The sequence below is a fragment of the Humisphaera borealis genome (assembly GCF_015169395.1).
Lineage (GTDB): Bacteria > Planctomycetota > Phycisphaerae > Tepidisphaerales > Tepidisphaeraceae > Humisphaera > Humisphaera borealis.
The window spans coordinates 3,795,949-3,814,331 of record NZ_CP063458.1 but is presented as its reverse complement, the minus strand read 5'-3'; the positions used below and the strand labels follow the sequence as shown (position 1 = coordinate 3,814,331).

Here is an 18,383-nt window from a genome sequence, read left to right as displayed (position 1 = left end):
AATGATGACAATGGAATAGAAGCAAAGGAAACCGTCGTTCGGAGCGCCCATCGACCACAATGTCGCACGCACGGGCTGGAAGCCCGTGTCACTGACTGAGCCGTCAGCGTCGCTGACATACCGCCCTCCTGCAGAACGAACCCGAGATCACGCCGGCAAACCCGGGGCTCCGCGATTACGCTGCGCCCGCGGCTTGTTGGCCGAACGAACCCAGCGAGTACATCGCCGAACGAACCCAAGTGATCGATCAGCCTGCCCACGTCGTCTCTCTCCGTCGCTAAGCCTCCACGCCTCCAAAGCACCAACACCACCACCCCGGCCCGACCGACACCGATCGTCCTAGGACGGCCATCTCCACGGAGTACACGCTGAAGGCCGACAGATCACACCCGCCGACCGGCGCATGGAGGAAGGACGCCACCCGTCCCACGGCGACGCCTGATATTGTTCTATATATGTTAGGTAGATGGCCGTGGAAGACAAGCAAAATGCGCCCGGCGTCAGTCGCCGGCAAGACCCCCCTGGCGGCCACCCGATCCCGGGCAGGCGAGGCCTTCGTGAAGCAGGACGTCCAGACTCAAGTAGCGTCACGGGATACATGTTCAATATTGGTCCGAATGGACAAGATTGTCCTATTGAGGGCTTGCGATTCCCTTGTTGGCGCTAGCACCAAGGGCTATTTTCGCGATTGTCGATCCACGCGGGTTGGCCGCGTGGTTACGGTAAACAATGATTACTTGGCGGGGAGCCCTTCAGCATGCCAGCACCCGACAAACTTCGCATCCCGTACGAGGACGGCGACTACGGGCGGTTCACAAGCGTCGGGCGGCTGCCGAACGGCACGCAGTTCATGGCCTTCGTGACCGGTGCCTTCCCAACCGGGCAGGAGCACTACCTCGGCGACGACTGGAAGACGAAGAAGCGATGGCTCGCCGTTATCCACCGCTTCGATGCTGACGGGAATCACATCGGGAGCGAGTCACGACTCGGTGCGTTCGACATCGAGGGCCGTGACGTGGCAGGCGAGAAGGCGTCTGAGCACTTGAAGACAATGTGCGGGGAGTTGATGCAAGCCGGCGAGCCGGAGTTCTGTGACGTATGGGTGAAGCCGTTCGCGGTAGAGTTGGACGGGGTTACGTACGGGCTGATCTACGAGCATCACCTTGAGGAATACGACGGGATACGGGAGGCAAGCGAGTGTGTGATGTTGCAACCGCAGGACATCGTGTTCCACCAGCCGTGGGACAGTGGCGAATACTCTACGTGATCGCGATCGCGGCGATCCACCCGCCAAATACCCCGCCAATGCAGTGGACCGAGCCGGCGGGTAAGCTTCTTGTGGTTCGAGAGGCCGCACGGTGCCGCCGCGGCCGCTGATCGGCGTTACGTTAGGCCGCTTCACACGCCATGAAACTACTCATACCACTTCTCCTCGCTCTGCTTCTAAGCGGCTCCTCCGATCCGGAGCACGTCACACCCTCCGAGTTCAAGAAGCAGTATGCGGAGGTCGGGATGCCTCAGTCCATGCACAGCGTCACCTACCTCGGTCGCCGCGAAGGACGGGCTTATATCAAGCGCAGTTCGATGTCCGCGGTCAGCAGGAAGTGGTCAGATCATGTCATCTATGTGGAGCTAACAGAGCTCGATGCGAATTTTCGCGACTCCCTGCCCAAGACAGAGATGAAGGACTCCAAATGAGATACCAGCGGCCTAACCAGCCGACGATGAATCCCACTCTCGGTCTACAGTAAGTTTTGAGCAGAGAGTACCGGACGGGTCCATTTCTTCGCACCCACTGGCTGCGGTCGTCTGGCCCGGCGGCGTCGGGTGGCCCGGGCATAGACCACGGCGAACGCCGCTATCGATCCTTCAGGCGACCAACGAGCGCATGGGGATTCGCGTCGTCGGTTGAAGGCTGAAAGAGCGTTGCGACAGGTAGTCGGCAATGCGAAGGGGCAAAGAACAAACATCACTTCTCTCTTCGCCCTTCAGTTCGCCTACTGTTTCATCTCGATGGTCAGCGTGGCTGTCACCGAGCAGTTGATGTTGCCGTTGTTGTTGTGCCACTGGTACCCGTCCATCGTTCCAAGAAACAACCGCGTGCAGCCGGCGGGGACCTTGAACATCTGGCTGGCACCCGCTGAGGTCAGTCCGTCGCCGATGAAGAATGGCTGCTTTAACTGAATGCTGTCGTACTGTTCCTGGTCCCGGCTGCTGGCCGAACTGTAGTCCAGCGCCGCCGGCGCGGCCGACGTATTGGGCGCATTTGCATTGAGGAAAAGGCCAATGAGGCAGTTGATCGGCGCGGTAATGCTCGCCACCCCGTTCTCGGCCCCGGCTTCGTGCGAAAGAATGAAGCCGGTATCGCCGTCCGGCGGAACACTTGTCACCGTCGGGCTGTTCGCCGAATGCCCATCGATATAGTCGAACTTCAGGTATGTGCCCGGCGTGACGGGTATCGTGGTCGCCTGGTACGCGGTGGCGTTCGCTGTCGTATCCTGGTACTGGCCGCTCGCGTTGGCGCTGGCTTTGGATCCATTGGGCATTCCGGCGAGCCAGAGATCGCTCGTCGATGGCACGTTGGCTCCCTGCGACTGTTCGGTTTGAATCAGAACGGCGGTCGCGGCGCAGGTGATGTCGGTGCTCTGCCAACCAATTGCGCGTGCGATCGGCATGGATAGCGGATTGAGATTCGACGCTTTACGGGAGACGACCGTACGTACTGCGATGGGGTAACTCGAATTGGTTCCCGCGATAAACTGACTCGACGCCGCAACCCAGTAACCCCAGGTCGTGCTCACCGTTGGACTGGCTGGTGATCCGGAATCGATCGGGTTCAGTCCGTAGGTTTTCTCGTAGAGCTGCGGGCCGTTCGCGTTGGCGGCGTTGGTGCCATAAATGGAGTAGATGGAGAGATATCCCCGCGAGGTGGCGTCGGCCGTTCGCTGCATCTCCGACTTGGTGCATTGGACGTAGCCCCAGTCCACGGCAAAGCTGGCGATGGCGAGCAACGCCACCATTGCGAGAATGGAGTAAACCAGAACCATACCTCGCCGACGAAGGCACCGTCTGCCCCTGACAGGCTCGAAAACGCAGCACTTCTGATTGGGCATATCGTCTTATCGATCCGTGGTCTACCGACCATAAGGACGCGGGGAAAACCAGTTGCGGCCGCGGCTTGTAGAAAGCGTTCCGAGCTGAAACGGCGATTTCAGGAGGTATGCTGTCGTTTTGTTTTCGGACGTCGATGAATCGAAGTGCTGGGCCGTTCTTTTCGGACCGAGCTGGTGGGTAAACTATTGTGGTTTGAGAGTCGGCGCGGCTCCGGCTCGGCCTTAGGTTATGCCCTCGGGAGGCGAGATGGACGCAGTAGCGATTACGATCGGTATCAGCTGGACGCTCGTCGGGCTTATTTCGATCGCCCTGTCGGTCCCGCTCATCCGTGGTCATATCAGGCCGAACGCGTTCTATGGGGTCCGGTTCCCCCAGTCGTTCGAATCGGATGAGGCGTGGTTCGCCATCAACCGGTTCGGCGGAATGCGACTGGCCGTCTGGTCGACCCCTCTTGTCGTCGTCGGGTTGGTCTCGTTCTTCCTGCCACTGCGATCGAACACCGCCCTGGCCCTTGTGCTGGGGTTCGCGCCGCTGGTGTTCATCCTGATCCCGGTTTTCGAGTCGTGGCGGTTCGCCCGGCGATACCGGCCGAGGGGATAAACAGCGTTCGAAGCGGACCGCGGCCTGCGCGTGGCATCTGCCCCCGCGGACACGTCGTCGCGATGGATGGCAAGGCACTTCGTTGCCGCTTTAACCGCGGATAGGGGCGCCTACTTCTTCTTGATCGGCTCGAACTCTTTCAGCGTCAGCCGGGTCTGGTGCTGGGGCATGACCTTGCCGTCGGGGCCGAGGCCGCGGAAATAGTCCTTTTCCCACTTCATCGCCTGTGCCTCGCTACCGGGCTTGTTCAGGTCCTTGATGAACTTTTCGCGGCTGGCCGACCACTCGGTGTAGGCGGCGTGCATCTCGGGGTTCTCGGCGAGATCCTTTTCGACGGGGTCGAGGCTTTCCAGGTCGCCCCGGCGGAAGGGGGTGAGCATGCAGATCGGCTCGTCCTTCTCGAACGTCACCCACATGTTGCGGGCGGTGAACTTCCAGTTCATGGTGAAGGTGGCGAGCGCCCAATCCGTTTCAATGACGCCTTCGAGGGCGACGATGCCGTCCTTCGGGTGGTTCGGAATGCCGTGGGCCCAGAGGTTCCAGCCCGGCGGCGTGCGGAAGAGCCAGGGCATGTGGAAGGTGAGGACGCCTTCCCCGAAGTGGGTGATCGCCGGCAGCTCCGAGACGCCGTCGAGGGCTTCGACGGCCATGCAGGCCTTGTCCCATCCGCCATTCCAGGAAGCGCGGAAGGGGACCGAGTTCAGTGCGAGCCAGCCGGACTGATTGGCGATCAGCAGGGGCAGGCAGCGGTAGGCGAAGCGGTCGCGGCTGTCGTCCATCCACTTTCGGTCGAGCGGGGCGCGGACCAGCTTGAACGCCGGGCGATTGCTCACGCGGTAGGCGATGAAGTCCTTCTGTCCGGGCGCCTGTTCGACCTGAAGTCCCCGGCCGTTGCCGGCGGCGACGAGGTTCAGCGGGTTCTGTTCGATCGGGTCATTGGAAGTGTCACTGGAAGACGGCATCTACAACCTCCGGGGCGGATCGCGGGTTACAAGACTTTCGCATGATACAGACGAGCGGGTGAGATTTTCACCCAAACCATGGACGACTCGGGAGAAAAAGAGCGTTCACAGGCCACGAGGGGGGTCGCGACCGAAGAACGGGGAGAACGCGAAGGCGCGAAGCCGCGAAGGAGACGCGAAGAACTCAATACCGAGATCGAGCGATGATTGTGAAACGACTTCCTGCTGACCAACCACGCGAAGCCCGAAGATGGGCGAAAGCATGCGGCCATCGACAAATTTGATCAGCTTCGCGCATTCTTCGCGGCTTTGCGCCTTCGCGTTCTCTTCCTCCCTCCGTGTCAGCCAAGGGACCAGCGTTCCCAGGTGGGGCGGCCTCGGGTAGTGTTCTATCGACTTCGATGCGCACCGACGAACTGGACTTCCATCTCCCGCCCGAACTGATCGCACAGGAGCCGCCGGCCGAGCGGCATGGATCACGGCTGCTGCACTACAACCCTGTTACGCGGTCGATCGCCCACCGGGCGTTTACCGAACTGCCGTCGCTGCTGGGGCCGGGCGATCTGCTGGTGTTCAACAACACGCGGGTGATTCCGGCGCGGTTCATGCTCCGCAAGCTCACCGGCGGGCAGGTGGAAGGGCTTTTCATCCGCCAGAACGGCCCCGGCGATTGGAACGTGCTGCTGCGGAACGTCGGCCCGTCGTCGCCGGGCATGGCGTTTCGGTTGGAAGGGGACGAGTCGGTCATATTTCGGCTAGTGGAGCGTGTGGATGGCGGAGAGTTTCGCGTGAGCGTCGATCCGCCGATCGACGCGGCGGCGCTGCTCGATCGCATCGGGCGAATGCCGCTTCCGCCTTACATCAAGCGGCACAAGGGGCATGACGACCGCGACGACATGGACCGGGCGCGATATCAGACGGTGTTCGCGCAGCAGGCGGGATCGGTCGCGGCACCGACGGCGGCGCTGCACTTTTCACCGGCGATTCTGGAGGAGTTGGAAGCGCGGGGCGTGCGACGGGCGTTCGTCACGCTGAACGTGGGGATGGGCACCTTCAAACCCGTCTCGGCCGATACGCTGGAGGCCCACGCGATGCACACCGAGAGTTACACGCTGTCGTCCGAGACGGCCGAGGCGATCAACCAAGCCAAGGCCGAAGACCGGCGGGTGATCGCCGTCGGCACGACCAGCACGCGGGTGCTGGAAAGCCAGCCAGCCGGGCCGATCGCCGCGGCGACCGGCGAGACGGCGATTTTCATCTACCCGCCTTACGCGTGGAAGCACGTCGATGCCCTGGTGACCAACTTCCACCTGCCGCGGAGCACACTGATCGCGCTGGTGGCGGCGAAGATCGGCCTGGACGAGCAACGGCGGATCTACGCCGAGGCGATTCGGGAGCGGTATCGGTTCTTCAGTTACGGGGATGCGATGTTTGTGGGGTGAGGAGCCGCGCACGGAGTGTACTCACGCAGTAAGCGGGAACGGTGACGGTTCGGGGCTCATGCCCATGCCCGCTTACTCCGTGAGTACACTCCGTGCGCGGCTCCTGAGTCCGTGCGCGGCTCCTGCGCGATCAAGGCGTGGAACGGATTCTCGCCGGCGAGTTAATCGTGATCCCCGCGCCATCGCCCGCGACGTTCCAGGTCACGCCGGAGATCGCCGTCGGCTGGAACAAGCGGGTTTCGACGCCGTAGGCGATCCCGCGTCGCGACAGCGCGCCCATCGCCGGGCCGTCGGCGGGGGTGAGGATTTCGGTGTCGGTGACTTCGACGGGCACGTGCAGGTTGCCCAGTTCAAGCGACGCCAGTGCGGCCTCACGCGCCGACGCCGGGCGAACGACCAGCACCTGGCAGGGGACGACGCGAACGACCAGCAGGCACTCAGGGGTATCGGCGATCACGTCGCCGTCGCGCAACGCCACGCCCAGTCGCAGGATCAGCCGCACCGACCGGCCGGCGCGCGTCGTTTTGACCGACGCCCGGCGATGGCATTCGTCCCAGCGCAGGTCGAGGTGGTCCAGTCGCGCATCGGCGACGCCGTCGAACGGGCAGAGGACTTGATCGCAGAGCAGTGAGGTCATGGGGCAAGGACCAAGGATTTCACGCGCGTATCAAATCCCCGGAAGTCCGATTTCAACACGAAGGCACGAAGAACACGAAGAAGAGGCGGAAATGAAGCTGCTTTCGATCGCCGCCTGCCGTCTCCATTTCTTCGTGCCTTTCGTGCTCTTCGTGCCTTCGTGTTGAAACCGGACTTCCAACCGGCAACCTTCGCGATCGGCAAACATCATTGCCACCCGGGACGCGTGTTATAGTGCCCTAATCCCCGCCGCCGTAGTTCGCGGGCGGGGTTTTGTCGTCGGAGTCGTAGGCCGCATCGGCGTTGCCGTCGGCGATCTCGACGCGTTCGATGGAGATCGCCCGCCCGGTCTCCGGGTCGACCTCCGCGATCGCGCCGCACATCCGTACGTCACCCGTGGCGACATCGAACGGCTGCGGCATGTTCGTGGTCATGTACCGCACCACGCGGTCTTTCCGCCGGCCCAGCACCGAATCGTAGGGGCCGCACATGCCCAGGTCGCTGATGAACGCGCTGCCGCCGGGCAGGATCTTGGCGTCGGCGGTGGGGATGTGCGTGTGCGTGCCGAAGATAAAGCTCACCCGTCCGTCGAGGTAATGCCCCATCGCGACCTTCTCGCTCGAGGCCTCGGCGTGGACGTCGCAGACGCAGATCTTCACCGACTTGGGAATCGTCGCCAGCACACGGTCGGCGGCGGCGAAGGGGTCGTTCGCCGGCAGGTTATTCATAAAAATGCGACCGAGCACCGAGAAGACGCACACCTGAACGCCGGCGTTGGTGCTGATCACGGTATGCCCACGGCCGGCCGCGCCTTCGGAGAGGTTCGCCGGGCGTACGAGCCGTTCGCTGGAGGCCATCGTCGGGAGGATATCGACCTTCTTGAAGACGTGGTCGCCGAGGGTGATGACGTCCACGCCGTAGCTGCGAAGCTTGTGGAACAAGTTCTGGGTGATGCCGCTACCGCCGGCGATGTTTTCACCGTTGGCGACGACGAGGTCGATCTTCTGGGTGCGGACGAGTTCGGCGAGCTTGCGGTGGACGACCATCCGTCCGGGCCGGCCGACGATGTCGCCGAGAGCGAGAATGCGAAAGGGCATTCGGGGGAGTATCGGTTGTCACTGGTGACTTGTCACTTGTCACTGGCTGCGCTGCGCGGCAACCCGTAGGGTCCGCCTTGGCGGACGCGAGCGAACACCAACGCGAGCGAACCGCCAAGGTGGACATCGGATGCCAATTCGAGCGACCGCGTCCGCCAAGGCGGACCCTACGGGTTGCCGCGCAGCGCAGCCAGTGACCAGTGACCAGTGACCAGTGACCGGTGACCAGTGACAAATTCACTTCCTCAGCACCACCGCGCCCGCCATTCGGTCGTGCATCGCCTGGCGGCGGCGGTTGAAGAGGACTTCTAGGAATCCGGCGCCGGCCGTCAGGGCCGACACCAGCTTGCCGACGTGCCGGACGAGCGCCTTGCCGAAACTCAGCCGGCGGCCTTCCAGGTCGGCGACGAAGATGCCCATCAGCAGCTTGCCCGGCGTCGCCCGGCGGCGGGATGACTCGAACGCCGCCCAGTAAAACACGCCGACCACGAAGCTCACCAGGATGGCAACACCCAGGTGGTTGAGCATCACGCGGTGGGTCACGCTCTCGTCCAGTTCGTCCACGGCTTCGGTCAGCACGTTAATCACGCCCCAGACCAAGCCCACCACCGAGCAGGCGAACATGACGATCGCAGTATCGACCGTCGCCGCGACCGCCCGGCGACCGAACGAGGCATACAGATCGGGAGATTCGTCGGAAAGAGCGGCCGGGTGGGCCGACGTCGCGGCGGACGCGGCGACGATACCACCCCTGCCGGCCGCTTCGGATGGCGCGCTGGTGCCGACCGGCAGCAGCGCGTCGTCGGTATCGGTAACGCCGACGAATCGGCGTTTGCCGGCCCGGCCGACGATCTCGTCGAAGTTGTCGGCCGTCCGTCGCAGGATCAGGAACGCCAGCAGCAGATGGATCGCCGCGCAGCCGGCCGCGATCGACACGAACCCGACAGAACCGACGCGTTCGCTCCCAGGAAGGTGATACGCTCTCGACGAGCTCTCCGTGATGTAGCGACCATTCTCGTAATAGCTGTTCTTCCAGTTGTTGTCCGTCCGGCGAATCCCCTCGAAACCCTCGGCCAGGTAAAAGTAAGGGATGTACCACGCCGTGTGCTGGGCCAGGCGTTCGCCGCGACGGGTGAGCAGTTCGGCGGGGATCAGCACCATCAGCGGCACCACGCCGTACGCGATGATCGCGAGCATCAGGTTCGCGATGACCGCGAAGGTGACCTTCTTGATCCGCAATGAGATCCAGACCCCAGTCGCCAGCCAGATGCTGTTGCACGCGACGGTCATCAGGATGACGAACAGGATCGACCAGAGCGGGATGACGCCGCCGATCACGAAGAGCAGGAAGTGGACGCACATCAGGATGGTCGGCCACATCATCCGGCGGAGCAGGCCGACGACCTTGCCCCAGACGATATCGCTGCCGGACATGGGGGCGGCCATGAGCAGCGTCCAAGTGTCGGTCTCTTTTTCCTGGGAAATCGCGGTCGCAGACAGCACCGCCGACAGCAGCCACCAGACACCGAAGAAGACGCACGCGAAGCCGCCCTGGACGTCTACGTCGTCCAGGTCGTTGCCTTCGGCCAGGACGGCATAAATCAACAGCATGATGGCCATGACCGCCAGGCTGGCGACGAGCCGTTGCCAGAACTTCGGCAACAGGGGCCGGCGCAGCTCGCGCCACAGGACGGGGTTGTCGCCGACCTCGCGGGTCGGAAGTGCGGCGATGGCCGTCATGGGGGCGACGTAGGTCACGATCGGAGGCGGGCCGGAGGCGACCCTTACAGGCGGCAGTGCGGGCTCAGAGGACTCGCCAAAAGCCGGCAGCGGCGGCGGTAATTGAGATGGCAGTAGCGATGGCGGCTGGGGAACGAAGCTCGGACCGGCGGCAGCGGGCATCGCGATCGGCTTCTCGCCGGCATTGCGGAACTGTCGACGGAGCAGGATCGACGTCAGCCCTACCAGCCCCGCGGCGAACGCCAATTGCACGATCACGCAGGCAATCCAGGTATCCCCGAGGAAGTTGCCGATGCGGGGTTCGCACATCATCGCGGCGCAGCCGAATGGGTTGAGCGCCATCAGAAACTGCATCCCGCCCAGTCCGCCGCGGGGCCCGCCTTTGCCGATGTCAAAGATCGCTACCAGCACGACCGGCACAAGGATGTACAGCACCCCGAGAATGCCGTACGCCAGCAGGATGACAATCGCGGCGCGGTTCAGGAAAAGCGACAGGAACAGGCCGATCGCCGCGCACGAGATGACGAAGCTGGTCGCAATCGACAGCACCGCGAGCATCTGCCGCAGTTCCACGCCGCCCAGAAGCCGACACAGCGCCAGCACCGGCAGGCTCAGGCCCAGCAGCATGAGCGCGACCAGCACGCGACTGAAGAGCTTGCCGCTGACCACCTGCCAGGCGGTGATCGGCGTCATGAGCAGAACGGGGAGGGTCTTGGCGAGCTTTTCGGCGCCGATCGCGTTGGCGGTCAGGACCGGGCCGATGAGGCCCATTGCCCCGACGCTGAAGATCGTGAACGCCACGAAGAATGCCGTCCCCAGTGCCGCCTGCCGCTGCATCTGCGCGGCGACACCCCCATACGACCGGCCGGAACTGGCGTACGCCAGCAACAGCGCCAGCAGCAGCAGCGAGAGATAGCCGACGCGCAGCAGATAGGTGCGCTTTCGCCGACTGGTGACGCGCAGCTCTTTGCCGAAAATCGGTCCGAAGGGACTGACGGTCGCGACGCGAGCGAGAAGGCTCATGTCGGAATTGGAACTCGGAGCGGGTTGATTGTCGATTGTGGATCGTCGAATTGGTGCCGGCAAACCCGATGCGTTGCACCAAAGGTCGGCATTCCACTTTCGACCGTCGCGTTATGCGGAGCGGAACTGAACCGCCATCTCGAACTTGCCGTTCGACAGGGGGCGACTGCGGACGACCTCGGCGGTGCGGCGGGTCAGGCTGTTGCCGGGGCCGGGCACATCCAGGCGGACGCGCCAACCGACATTCAGCGGCAGCTTCAGCTGGAAAGAAACGCCACTGAACGACATGTCGCGCGTGAGCACGTCATGGGTTGTGTTGGCGTCCGGGCCGTCGAGAACGACGACCGTGCTCCGCGTCTGCAGCGGCTTACGGCTGTCGCGACGGCGGTCGGGAATCACGGGGGACTGAAGAACGACCGGCGGACGCCGGTGCTCCAAGGAACGACTCATACTTGCCTCAACACGCTAAACAAGGCCCGGCGGTACGCGACGCGAGGTGCAATGAAGGACCCCGTCCATAGGGCCCGGCTACACTGCCCATCCCTTAAAACGACTCCGTTCGCTGGTGCGTCGCTGACTCTTACCCCGTCCTATTGGTTTGATGACCCTCAAAACGGTCCGGATACCGCCCGGACTTCAATCACTTTCGAGCTTCAACATCGAACTCACTGCCATTTCACGCCCTCCCGCCGGGGAGAACGTCTCACACCGTCATCCTGATAGACATCAGGACAGCTCGCACAACACAGGCCCTCAACAGGCCATGGCTTGCGCGGTCAAACACACCGTCGTGGTGTGAAATCATCCAGCATGGAAGAAGGAAACTACCGGCCCCGACGACGTCATCTGTCATCCCTGACGTCGCTTCAACTGCCGGTCAAACCCGCATCCATGCGGCAGACCACTTCCGGCACAATACCTGCCGACTACAGCGAGCTCATCTCAACGGCCGATTCGGTTTATCGGATCGATTCTACTGCGAAGTGCAGGTCGTGCCCGGTTCAACCCGCACACATCATGACAAGATCATCGGCTATTTCAAGGGGTGGCGTAAATTGCGACAGATTGTAGGCGTTTCGTGGGGCGACATCCTAAGTTCCTGACCCGCCTGCCCGCCGGAGTCCTCCAGGTACCGAGGCCGATTGGTTGACTGGCGTCAAGGGCATCAGACCCGCGCAACTGGTCGACGAACGAACTCGCCGCGCCTTGGAGCACCTCTTCAAGGCCCCGCATTTCGTTGACCGCCGATCAGGTCAAACCCGTCAGCGCCCCGTCGCCGCAGAAGTTTGCGCTGCCGAACGTCTTCACCTCATGTCCGAACGCGTGTGCAATCGACATCAGCAGGCGGTTGTGCGCGGTGCGCTTGGGATACGTGATCGCCTGGCCCATCTTGAAGTTCAGGCCGTTGCCCACCATCACGTACGGGATATTGTCCAGCGAGTGCGAATTGCCTTCACCGAGCTCGTTGGTCCAGATGATGGTGGTGTTGTCGAGCAGGCTGCCCTGGCCGCCGGGCTCCGGGGTCTCGGCAAGGCGTTTGGCCATGTAAGCCAGCTGCTCGCAGAACCACTTGTTGATCTTGGTCAGTTTTTCCTGGGCCGGAATCTTGTCGTTGCCCTCGTGGGAGAGCGTGTGATGGCCTTCGGTGATGCCGAGCCACTTCATGCGCGCCCCGCCGACGCTATGCGTGTACTGCATCGACGCGACGCGGGTGAAATCGGCCACGAACGCGTTGACCATCAGGTCGATCTGCACCTTGCTGATCTGCGGGATGTTGTCGTTGTCCTTGCGCACGCCCGGTTCGATCACCGGCACAGGGTGGGAAGCCGCCGCCTTGGCCTGCTTCAGCTCTTCTTCCATCTCGCGGACGAAGGTCGCGTGCTCTTCGATGAGCCTGCGGTCGGCGGCACCGACGGCCGCTCCGACCTTCTTCAGGTCGTCCTTGATGCCGTCGAGTACGCTCGAGAGCGCTTCCTGGTCTTTCGCCTTGCCGTACAGCTTTGCGAACATCTGGTACGGATCGTCGATCGGCGTGACCGGCTTGTTCGGACCGGCATAGCTCCACCGGGTCCAGGTGTCGGCCCGTTCGGGGACCATGACGCCAAACTCCAACGAGCCGAAACGCGTCTTCGTCGCCGGGTTCTTTTGCAGAAAGTTCTTGAGTTCCTGGTCGATCGAGATGCCCTTGGACCAGCCGGCGGGCGTGTTGCCACCGCCCATGATGTTACCGGGGAACAGTTCCGTGCCGGTGAGGAGGCAGCCCATGCCGCGCATGTGTCCGTCGCCGTCGCCGCGGACCAGCGTGCTCATGCCGTTAAGCATCAGCGTGCGGTCTTTGAACGGCGCCAGCGGTTGCAGGATCTCTTTGAGGTCAAAGTCCTTACCGTCTTTGTCCGGCCAGAAGTTCTTCCGGACCACGCCATTGGGGCTGAACATGAAAATGACGCGCTGCTTGCGCTTCGCCTGGTTGGCGAACGCAAGGCTCGGCAGGTTCAGCACGAACGGGATCGCCGCGGCGCTAAGGCCAAGGTCTCGGATGAATTCGCGGCGAGTACGGGACATTAATCACTCCGTTTGCGATGGAGTAGCCAGTAGTCGGTGGTCAGTCGTCAGAGAGGACAAAGGACTCGCGAATCTCTACTGACTACTGACTACCTTCTCAGCCGCGGTTGCGGCGATCTCCACAATCAACTTCTTCACACTATAGCCGTTCTGGACGAACGTTTTCCGCAGTTCGGCCGGCATTTGCAGGCCATAGGCACGGACCGATTGTTTCACAAGATGCTGAAACATCTGCTGGGCGAAAGCCCCATGCACGTCTTCACTACCGGCCAAATAGGTCGCGAGTTGCTTGGGGCCGTCGAATTTTGCGATGGGGCCGGCCCGCGTCTCATATTCTCCGGTCACATCGATCGGCTTGCTCGCGTCCCTCTCCCGATGTCGGCCGACTGCATCGAAGTTCTCCAGCGCGAATCCGACCGGGTTGATGACCCCGTGACAGCCGATGCATGACTCCCCCTTGGTCTGCAGTGAAACCCGCTGGCGGGTGGTCAGATCGGGGTGCTTGTCCGGCGGCAGGGGTACGAAAGCTTCATTCGGGGGCCGCAGGGAGACACCCAGAATCCCCCGCACCAGGAAGACACCGCGGTGGATCGGCGAGCTCTCGCCGGCGTACGCAAGTACCGACAAGAGATAGGGATGCGTCACCACCCCCGACCGATGCCCCGGGTCAAAGGTCGTCTTTTGAAACCCGGCGTCCGGCGGAAGGCCTGCCCCGTAGAACTTTGCGAGCCGGCCATTCAAGTAAGCCTGGTCGGACAGCATCAACTGGCGGAAATCCGAGGCCTCGCTCCAGACGACGTCGTCGAGGAACAGCTCCAGCGATGTCCGCAGGTCGGCGGCGAGTTTGGCATCGAACCCCGGGAACCGCTTGGCATCTTTCACCACTTCCGGCGAGTGGTCGACGTGCAGCCAGGCGAACATAAACTCGCGAACTTTCGTCCGAGCGCGGGGGTCGGCCAGCATGCGCTCGGCGTGCCGGCGAAGCTCGTCGCGCGTGCCGAGCTTTCCTGCCGCGGCAGCATCCATCAGCAGCTTGTCCGGCGACGAATCCCAGAGGGTGTACGACAACTTCGACGCGGCGGCGTACTGCGGCGGCATGTCCGACAACGCCGGGTACAGAAACCGTGCCGACTTCAGCACCAGCAGCACCGATCGCTTAACCGCCAGTTGCGGATCGTTCGGCTCAGCGTCGAACTGCGAATCGACGTACCGCTTCTTCTCTGCGTCCGTCAGCGGCCGCCGAAACGCCCGCTCGGCGAAGGTCTTGGAAAACGCTCGCAGCTTGATCGCCCGATCGGACGCGTTGTCCTGCACGCCCGACAGTTCCGGAAGCCGCGCGGCGATGTAGCCGGCCGCCTCGAGCGCGCCGCCTGTCGTCGCCGCGAACCATTCCTTCGAGATCGTCGTGCCGCGCTCCCAACCGTAGCTTCGGTCGTCGGGCGGAAAAGGCGTTTCGATCACCGCGACTTCCGCCGACCGGCCCGCCGACAGGTGCCGCGACGGAATGATCTCCTCCGGTCGGTGCGGGGCCTTCCACAACAGTGCCACCGATGCCGGCACCGGCGGCAGGTGCTTGCGCAGATTCTCCGGCGTCAGTTGCCGACCCTTCGAGAACTCCAGCCGCAGCGAATAGCTCCGCCCGGCGAGCAGGAAAATGGTGCCCCGAAACTCGGTGTCCGAACCGGACTTGATCATCGCGTCGATCAGCGGCGTGCGCAGATCATTGACGAACAGGCGGACGGCCTGATCGCTGCGGACGACAAAGTCGTACGGCCCGGTTTCCGGCGCGGTCACGGACCCCTCCCAGCGGGCGCAGAACTGCTGCGGATTGAAGCCGTCCTTCGACTTGCCGTCGTCTTGGCCTGCCGCCGCCTTGGACTCGGGTGCCCCTTTCGCGGCTGTACCCGACTTGGATTTGCCGTCGTCTTTCGACGCTCGTACGTCCTGCGGAGCCGCCTCAGCCGGGCCGTCGGCGTGAAAATCGAAGTTCAGCTCGGGGTCGATCCGGTCGATTAGCCGGCGATCGGTCCGGAAATCGCGCGACGCGAAATATTCGCCGCGCAAGCCTCGCCGGTCGTCCGGTTTGATGGGTTGCCGAAAACTGCCGATCAGGTCGGCGACAGAGTTGCGATACTGGCGGACGGTCAGCCGGGCGAGGTCTACCCGCGGCGGGTTGGCTTTGGCCTGGGCGTCGGGGGAATAGAAGCCCTTGTAGACATACTCGGCAACCTTGGCGGCGTCGGCCTGCGACAGCGAGCCCGGATCGCTCTCGGGCATGGTCCGCTGGATCACGCGGGCCAGTTGCGGCAGGGACTTGTCGCCGATCAGCGGAAGTGCGGCCTTTTTCGTTCCGCCACCGCTGGGGCTGTGGCAACGGACGCATTGCTGGGTGTAGATTGCTTCGCCGGTGACTTCGGCCGCATTCACGACCTGAACGGACATCGCAACGGCGGTGAAGACCGCCAGCGCGGCCGACAGTGAACGAACGGTGGGGCTTAGTTGCACAACAAAACGTCTCATCAATCCGATGTACCAATCGGAGCCCGGGTTTGTTCAGAGAACTTTCGCCGGGATTTCAAGCCTTCTCTCTGATCTCGCCCGGCCGGTGCGTCAGAGGGCCACATCGGCCGGCGTCATTCACCCCGCCGCCAGCAGCCGCCTCGCTTCCTTTAACAGGAATGCGCCATCCATGAACGGCTCGGCGCTGATGTCCTGCCAGCGGATGAGCCCCTTGCCGTCGATCAGGAACGTGCCGTGGATCGGCGACTTCTCGAAATCGTCATAGCAGTTGTACCGCTTGAAGATGTCCATCTTCGGATCGGCCGCGAGCGGGAACGGGAACTGGCCGGCGTCCTGGAGCTTGGCACCTTCCCATGCCTTGTGCAGCGATTCACGGTCGTCGGTGCTGATCGCGACCAGCGAGATGCCAGCCTCGGCGTACTGCTTGGCGAGCGGGGCGAACGCCGCGAGCTGCTGCGTGCAGTGCAGGCAGCCGTAGCCGAGGTAGAAGATCACTACCACCGGCTTGCCCTTGTAGGATTCGAGGTTGATTGCCGCCCCGTCGGCGGCAGGGGCGCTGAACGCCGGCGCGGGCGAAGGGTGCCAGCGGAACGGCCCGAGCTGGTCGAGCGGCGGGCGCTCGCCGAGGTCTTTCGCCGGCTTGTATTCCGGACGCCAGTCGTCCTTCGTCACACCGAACGCCTTGGCGATCGGGCCGATCGACTTGTAAGGCTCGACTTTCAGATCCACGAAAAACGCCAGTTCGTTGAGCTTTTCGAGCTGTGCCTTGGCTTCGTCCTTTTTGCCGGTGTTGAAGAGGACCTTTACGTAGTTGGCCAGCGGATAGGTCTGCCCCTTAGCGCTGTCGGCGGCCTTTTTTGCCAGGTCGATCGCCTTGGCGTTGTCGCCGGCGGCGAGGTGGACCAGGCTCAGGTGTTCCTGGCGGATGTTCGCCGATGTCAGCAGCTTGATCGCCTTGGGGTAGTCCTTGGCGGTCAGGGCGAGCTGGCCTTCGATGTGTTCGATGGCGCGGTCGAAGCTGGCACCGGGACCCGAAGCCGGCGCTCCGCGGCCCGGGCGACCGGCGACGGCGGGTGCGGTCGCGGGCTTTGTCGCCGACGCGACCGCGGGCTGGGTCGCTGCCTTGGCGGCCGCCAGGGCCTTGATCATCGCCGGCGGGCGCTGGTCACCCGAATTGGCAACTGCTTGTTGAGGGGCAGGCGTCGCGCCTGCGGGCTTGGTCGCGGGTTTCGGCGATGCCGGCGGTGTCGCCGGAGTCGACGACACGACCGCCGCAGGGCGCGTCGCTGGCGCGGCCGCCGGTGCCGGTGCCGCCTTGGCCTTCATCTGTTTCAGCTCGGCGATGACGCTTTGCGCCTCTTTGACCTGGCCGAGCGCGGCGTGGGCAACGCCTTTGAACCGCAGCCGCCGGATCTGATGGTCATTGTCGCCTTCGTTGGCGGGCAGATATCCGGAGCCGCAGGCGTCGAGGTAATCGTCCCACATCTGGTGAAGCGAGAGGGCGTCGATCAGCCGCTGGTATCCGTACTCGGCACCGGTCCCTCGGTTACTGCTGGCGCCGTACTTCGGATGCCGCGGCAGCTCGACCATGTTTTTCGCCAGGTCGATGCCATCGGACACACGCCCGACGAACATCAGGTCGCGAATGAGCCATTCATTGTTGTGCGCGTAGTTGTGGATCTCGTAGGGCATGACCCGGTCGCGGATCATGTACGCGTGGTCGACCCGGGCCGACGCTTCCTGCTGCCAGGCAGCATCGCCGTAGCGCTGGAGCGACGAATAGATGTGCCCCGGCATGTGCCACATGTGGGCAATGCCCGCGGCCGCGGGGCCGTTGATCGCCGCCGAGGCCAGCGCGTCTTTCGCCTTACCGCCGTCCAGCAGATGAATGCGATAATGATGCGCGGGATGTCGGGGGTTGACCGCAAAGACCTCGTCCAGCAACTGGGCGGTGTTCTTGTCGCCGGTCTTGTACTCCCAGATGAAAAAGACCGAGAACGCCTTGAGCTCGATATCGTCCTTGAACGACTCGCGCATCTTGCCGAGCGTTTCGACGAACTTCTTCTTGCGGTTCTGGTCCGGCTTGATGTCGGGCACGTACATCGAAGCGACGGCTTTGATCCACGCTTCTTCAATCGGCTGGACCTTCACCTGCGTCATGCGATGCGAGGCTTCGTCAATGAAGACCTTCGCCCGCTTGGGATTCTTGTAGTTCGCCATCGCCATGCCCCAGTACGTCATCGGGCTGGTGGGATCGATCGATGCGGCATGGCGGAAGGATCGCTCGGCTTCGAGATACCAGAACCCGTGTAACTGGCCGACCCCTTGGTCGAAGAACTTCTGCGCTTCTTCACTTCGCGTGGTGACCGGGAAGTGCACATCACCCGTGCCGACCATCAGTGGCGCGGCGCGGCGGGGGCCTTCGTCGAATGTGTCGCCGTGAACCGAATGCCCGGGACGAACTTCGGTTGTCGGGTCGGCTGGCTGCTGCTGGGCGCGTCCGCTGGCGGTGAAAACTGCCAGACCGGCGGCCGCGGCAAGGGCCAGGCAGGCGACGCGGTGCTTATTGTAACGTAGTAATTTCATCCCGGGTCTCCAAGCCGATGACATCATCCTCAGGGCAATACAGGGGGAAGGGCACGGCGTTGGTCGGCACCCGCCTGTTAAAAGTTTCGCCGAAACCATTC

The 18,383-nt window shown here is 63.1% G+C and carries 13 protein-coding genes; 4 read left to right on the top strand and 9 right to left on the bottom strand.

Annotated features, from left to right (window positions below; all coding sequences use genetic code 11):
* Nucleotides 1-757: 757 nt before the first annotated feature.
* Both IPV69_RS14235 and IPV69_RS14230 read left to right on the top strand, forming a co-directional pair.
* The gene (locus IPV69_RS14235; protein WP_206290349.1) at nt 758-1,267 is read left to right on the top strand and encodes a hypothetical protein; all 510 of its coding nucleotides are present in this window, start codon (nt 758-760) and stop codon (nt 1,265-1,267) included.
* A 140-nt stretch (nt 1,268-1,407) separates the two neighbouring features.
* On the top strand, nt 1,408-1,698 hold the full coding sequence (locus IPV69_RS14230) for a hypothetical protein (RefSeq protein ID WP_206290348.1): 291 nt from the start codon (nt 1,408-1,410) through the stop codon (nt 1,696-1,698).
* Nucleotides 1,699-1,997: 299 nt separating this feature from the next.
* Here IPV69_RS14230 and IPV69_RS14225 read toward each other — a convergent pair whose 3' ends face one another.
* The gene (locus IPV69_RS14225; RefSeq protein ID WP_206290347.1) at nt 1,998-3,047 is read right to left on the bottom strand and encodes a pilus assembly protein TadG-related protein; all 1,050 of its coding nucleotides are present in this window, start codon (nt 3,045-3,047) and stop codon (nt 1,998-2,000) included.
* Nucleotides 3,048-3,360: 313 nt separating this feature from the next.
* Between IPV69_RS14225 and IPV69_RS14220 the strand changes: the two genes are divergently transcribed.
* Nucleotides 3,361-3,714, top strand: a complete 354-nt coding sequence (locus IPV69_RS14220; protein WP_206290346.1) for an SdpI family protein — start codon at nt 3,361-3,363, stop codon at nt 3,712-3,714.
* Between the two features lie 110 nt (nt 3,715-3,824).
* On the opposite strand, the gene IPV69_RS14215 is transcribed toward IPV69_RS14220, so the two are convergent.
* Nucleotides 3,825-4,676, bottom strand: coding sequence for a DUF6065 family protein (locus IPV69_RS14215; protein ID WP_206290345.1), 852 nt, complete (start codon nt 4,674-4,676; stop codon nt 3,825-3,827).
* 401 nt (nt 4,677-5,077) lie between these two features.
* Between IPV69_RS14215 and queA the strand changes: the two genes are divergently transcribed.
* Nucleotides 5,078-6,118 carry a tRNA preQ1(34) S-adenosylmethionine ribosyltransferase-isomerase QueA gene (gene queA / locus IPV69_RS14210; RefSeq protein WP_206290344.1) on the top strand — a complete coding sequence of 347 codons (1,041 nt, stop codon included), beginning with the start codon at nt 5,078-5,080 and terminating at the stop codon, nt 6,116-6,118.
* Between the two features lie 130 nt (nt 6,119-6,248).
* Here queA and IPV69_RS14205 read toward each other — a convergent pair whose 3' ends face one another.
* The 7 genes from IPV69_RS14205 to IPV69_RS14175 form a co-directional block, all read right to left on the bottom strand.
* Nucleotides 6,249-6,755, bottom strand: a complete 507-nt coding sequence (locus tag IPV69_RS14205; RefSeq protein ID WP_206290343.1) for an urease accessory protein UreE — start codon at nt 6,753-6,755, stop codon at nt 6,249-6,251.
* 238 nt (nt 6,756-6,993) lie between these two features.
* Nucleotides 6,994-7,851, bottom strand: a complete 858-nt coding sequence (locus IPV69_RS14200) for a TIGR00282 family metallophosphoesterase (protein ID WP_206290342.1) — start codon at nt 7,849-7,851, stop codon at nt 6,994-6,996.
* A 237-nt stretch (nt 7,852-8,088) separates the two neighbouring features.
* The gene (locus tag IPV69_RS14195) at nt 8,089-10,614 is read right to left on the bottom strand and encodes an RDD family protein (protein WP_206290341.1); all 2,526 of its coding nucleotides are present in this window, start codon (nt 10,612-10,614) and stop codon (nt 8,089-8,091) included.
* 111 nt (nt 10,615-10,725) lie between these two features.
* Entirely contained in the window at nt 10,726-11,064 is a 339-nt protein-coding gene (locus tag IPV69_RS14190; RefSeq protein WP_206290340.1) for a PilZ domain-containing protein, read from the bottom strand.
* Between the two features lie 798 nt (nt 11,065-11,862).
* Nucleotides 11,863-13,176, bottom strand: a complete 1,314-nt coding sequence (locus IPV69_RS14185; protein ID WP_206290339.1) for a DUF1552 domain-containing protein — start codon at nt 13,174-13,176, stop codon at nt 11,863-11,865.
* A gap of 75 nt (nt 13,177-13,251) precedes the next feature.
* On the bottom strand, nt 13,252-15,696 hold the full coding sequence (locus tag IPV69_RS14180) for a DUF1592 domain-containing protein (RefSeq protein ID WP_206290338.1): 2,445 nt from the start codon (nt 15,694-15,696) through the stop codon (nt 13,252-13,254).
* Between the two features lie 117 nt (nt 15,697-15,813).
* A complete protein-coding gene (locus IPV69_RS14175) occupies nt 15,814-18,282 on the bottom strand; it encodes a peroxiredoxin family protein (protein WP_206290337.1) in 2,469 nt (822 codons plus the stop codon).
* Between the last annotated feature and the right edge of the window lie 101 nt (nt 18,283-18,383).

Excerpts from the sequence above, each read along its gene's own strand:
- queA (WP_206290344.1), top strand. The coding sequence starts at position 5,078 with ATGCGCACCGACGAACTGGACTTCCATCTCCCGCCCGAACTGATCGCA.
- IPV69_RS14205 (WP_206290343.1), bottom strand. The coding sequence starts at position 6,755 with ATGACCTCACTGCTCTGCGATCAAGTCCTCTGCCCGTTCGACGGCGTC.
- IPV69_RS14195 (WP_206290341.1), bottom strand. The coding sequence starts at position 10,614 with ATGAGCCTTCTCGCTCGCGTCGCGACCGTCAGTCCCTTCGGACCGATT.
- IPV69_RS14225 (WP_206290347.1), bottom strand. The coding sequence starts at position 3,047 with ATGGTTCTGGTTTACTCCATTCTCGCAATGGTGGCGTTGCTCGCCATC.
- IPV69_RS14185 (WP_206290339.1), bottom strand. The coding sequence starts at position 13,176 with ATGTCCCGTACTCGCCGCGAATTCATCCGAGACCTTGGCCTTAGCGCC.
- IPV69_RS14175 (WP_206290337.1), bottom strand. The coding sequence starts at position 18,282 with ATGAAATTACTACGTTACAATAAGCACCGCGTCGCCTGCCTGGCCCTT.
- IPV69_RS14220 (WP_206290346.1), top strand. The coding sequence starts at position 3,361 with ATGGACGCAGTAGCGATTACGATCGGTATCAGCTGGACGCTCGTCGGG.
- IPV69_RS14180 (WP_206290338.1), bottom strand. The coding sequence starts at position 15,696 with ATGAGACGTTTTGTTGTGCAACTAAGCCCCACCGTTCGTTCACTGTCG.
- IPV69_RS14230 (WP_206290348.1), top strand. The coding sequence starts at position 1,408 with ATGAAACTACTCATACCACTTCTCCTCGCTCTGCTTCTAAGCGGCTCC.
- IPV69_RS14190 (WP_206290340.1), bottom strand. The coding sequence starts at position 11,064 with ATGAGTCGTTCCTTGGAGCACCGGCGTCCGCCGGTCGTTCTTCAGTCC.
- IPV69_RS14200 (WP_206290342.1), bottom strand. The coding sequence starts at position 7,851 with ATGCCCTTTCGCATTCTCGCTCTCGGCGACATCGTCGGCCGGCCCGGA.
- IPV69_RS14235 (WP_206290349.1), top strand. The coding sequence starts at position 758 with ATGCCAGCACCCGACAAACTTCGCATCCCGTACGAGGACGGCGACTAC.
- IPV69_RS14215 (WP_206290345.1), bottom strand. The coding sequence starts at position 4,676 with ATGCCGTCTTCCAGTGACACTTCCAATGACCCGATCGAACAGAACCCG.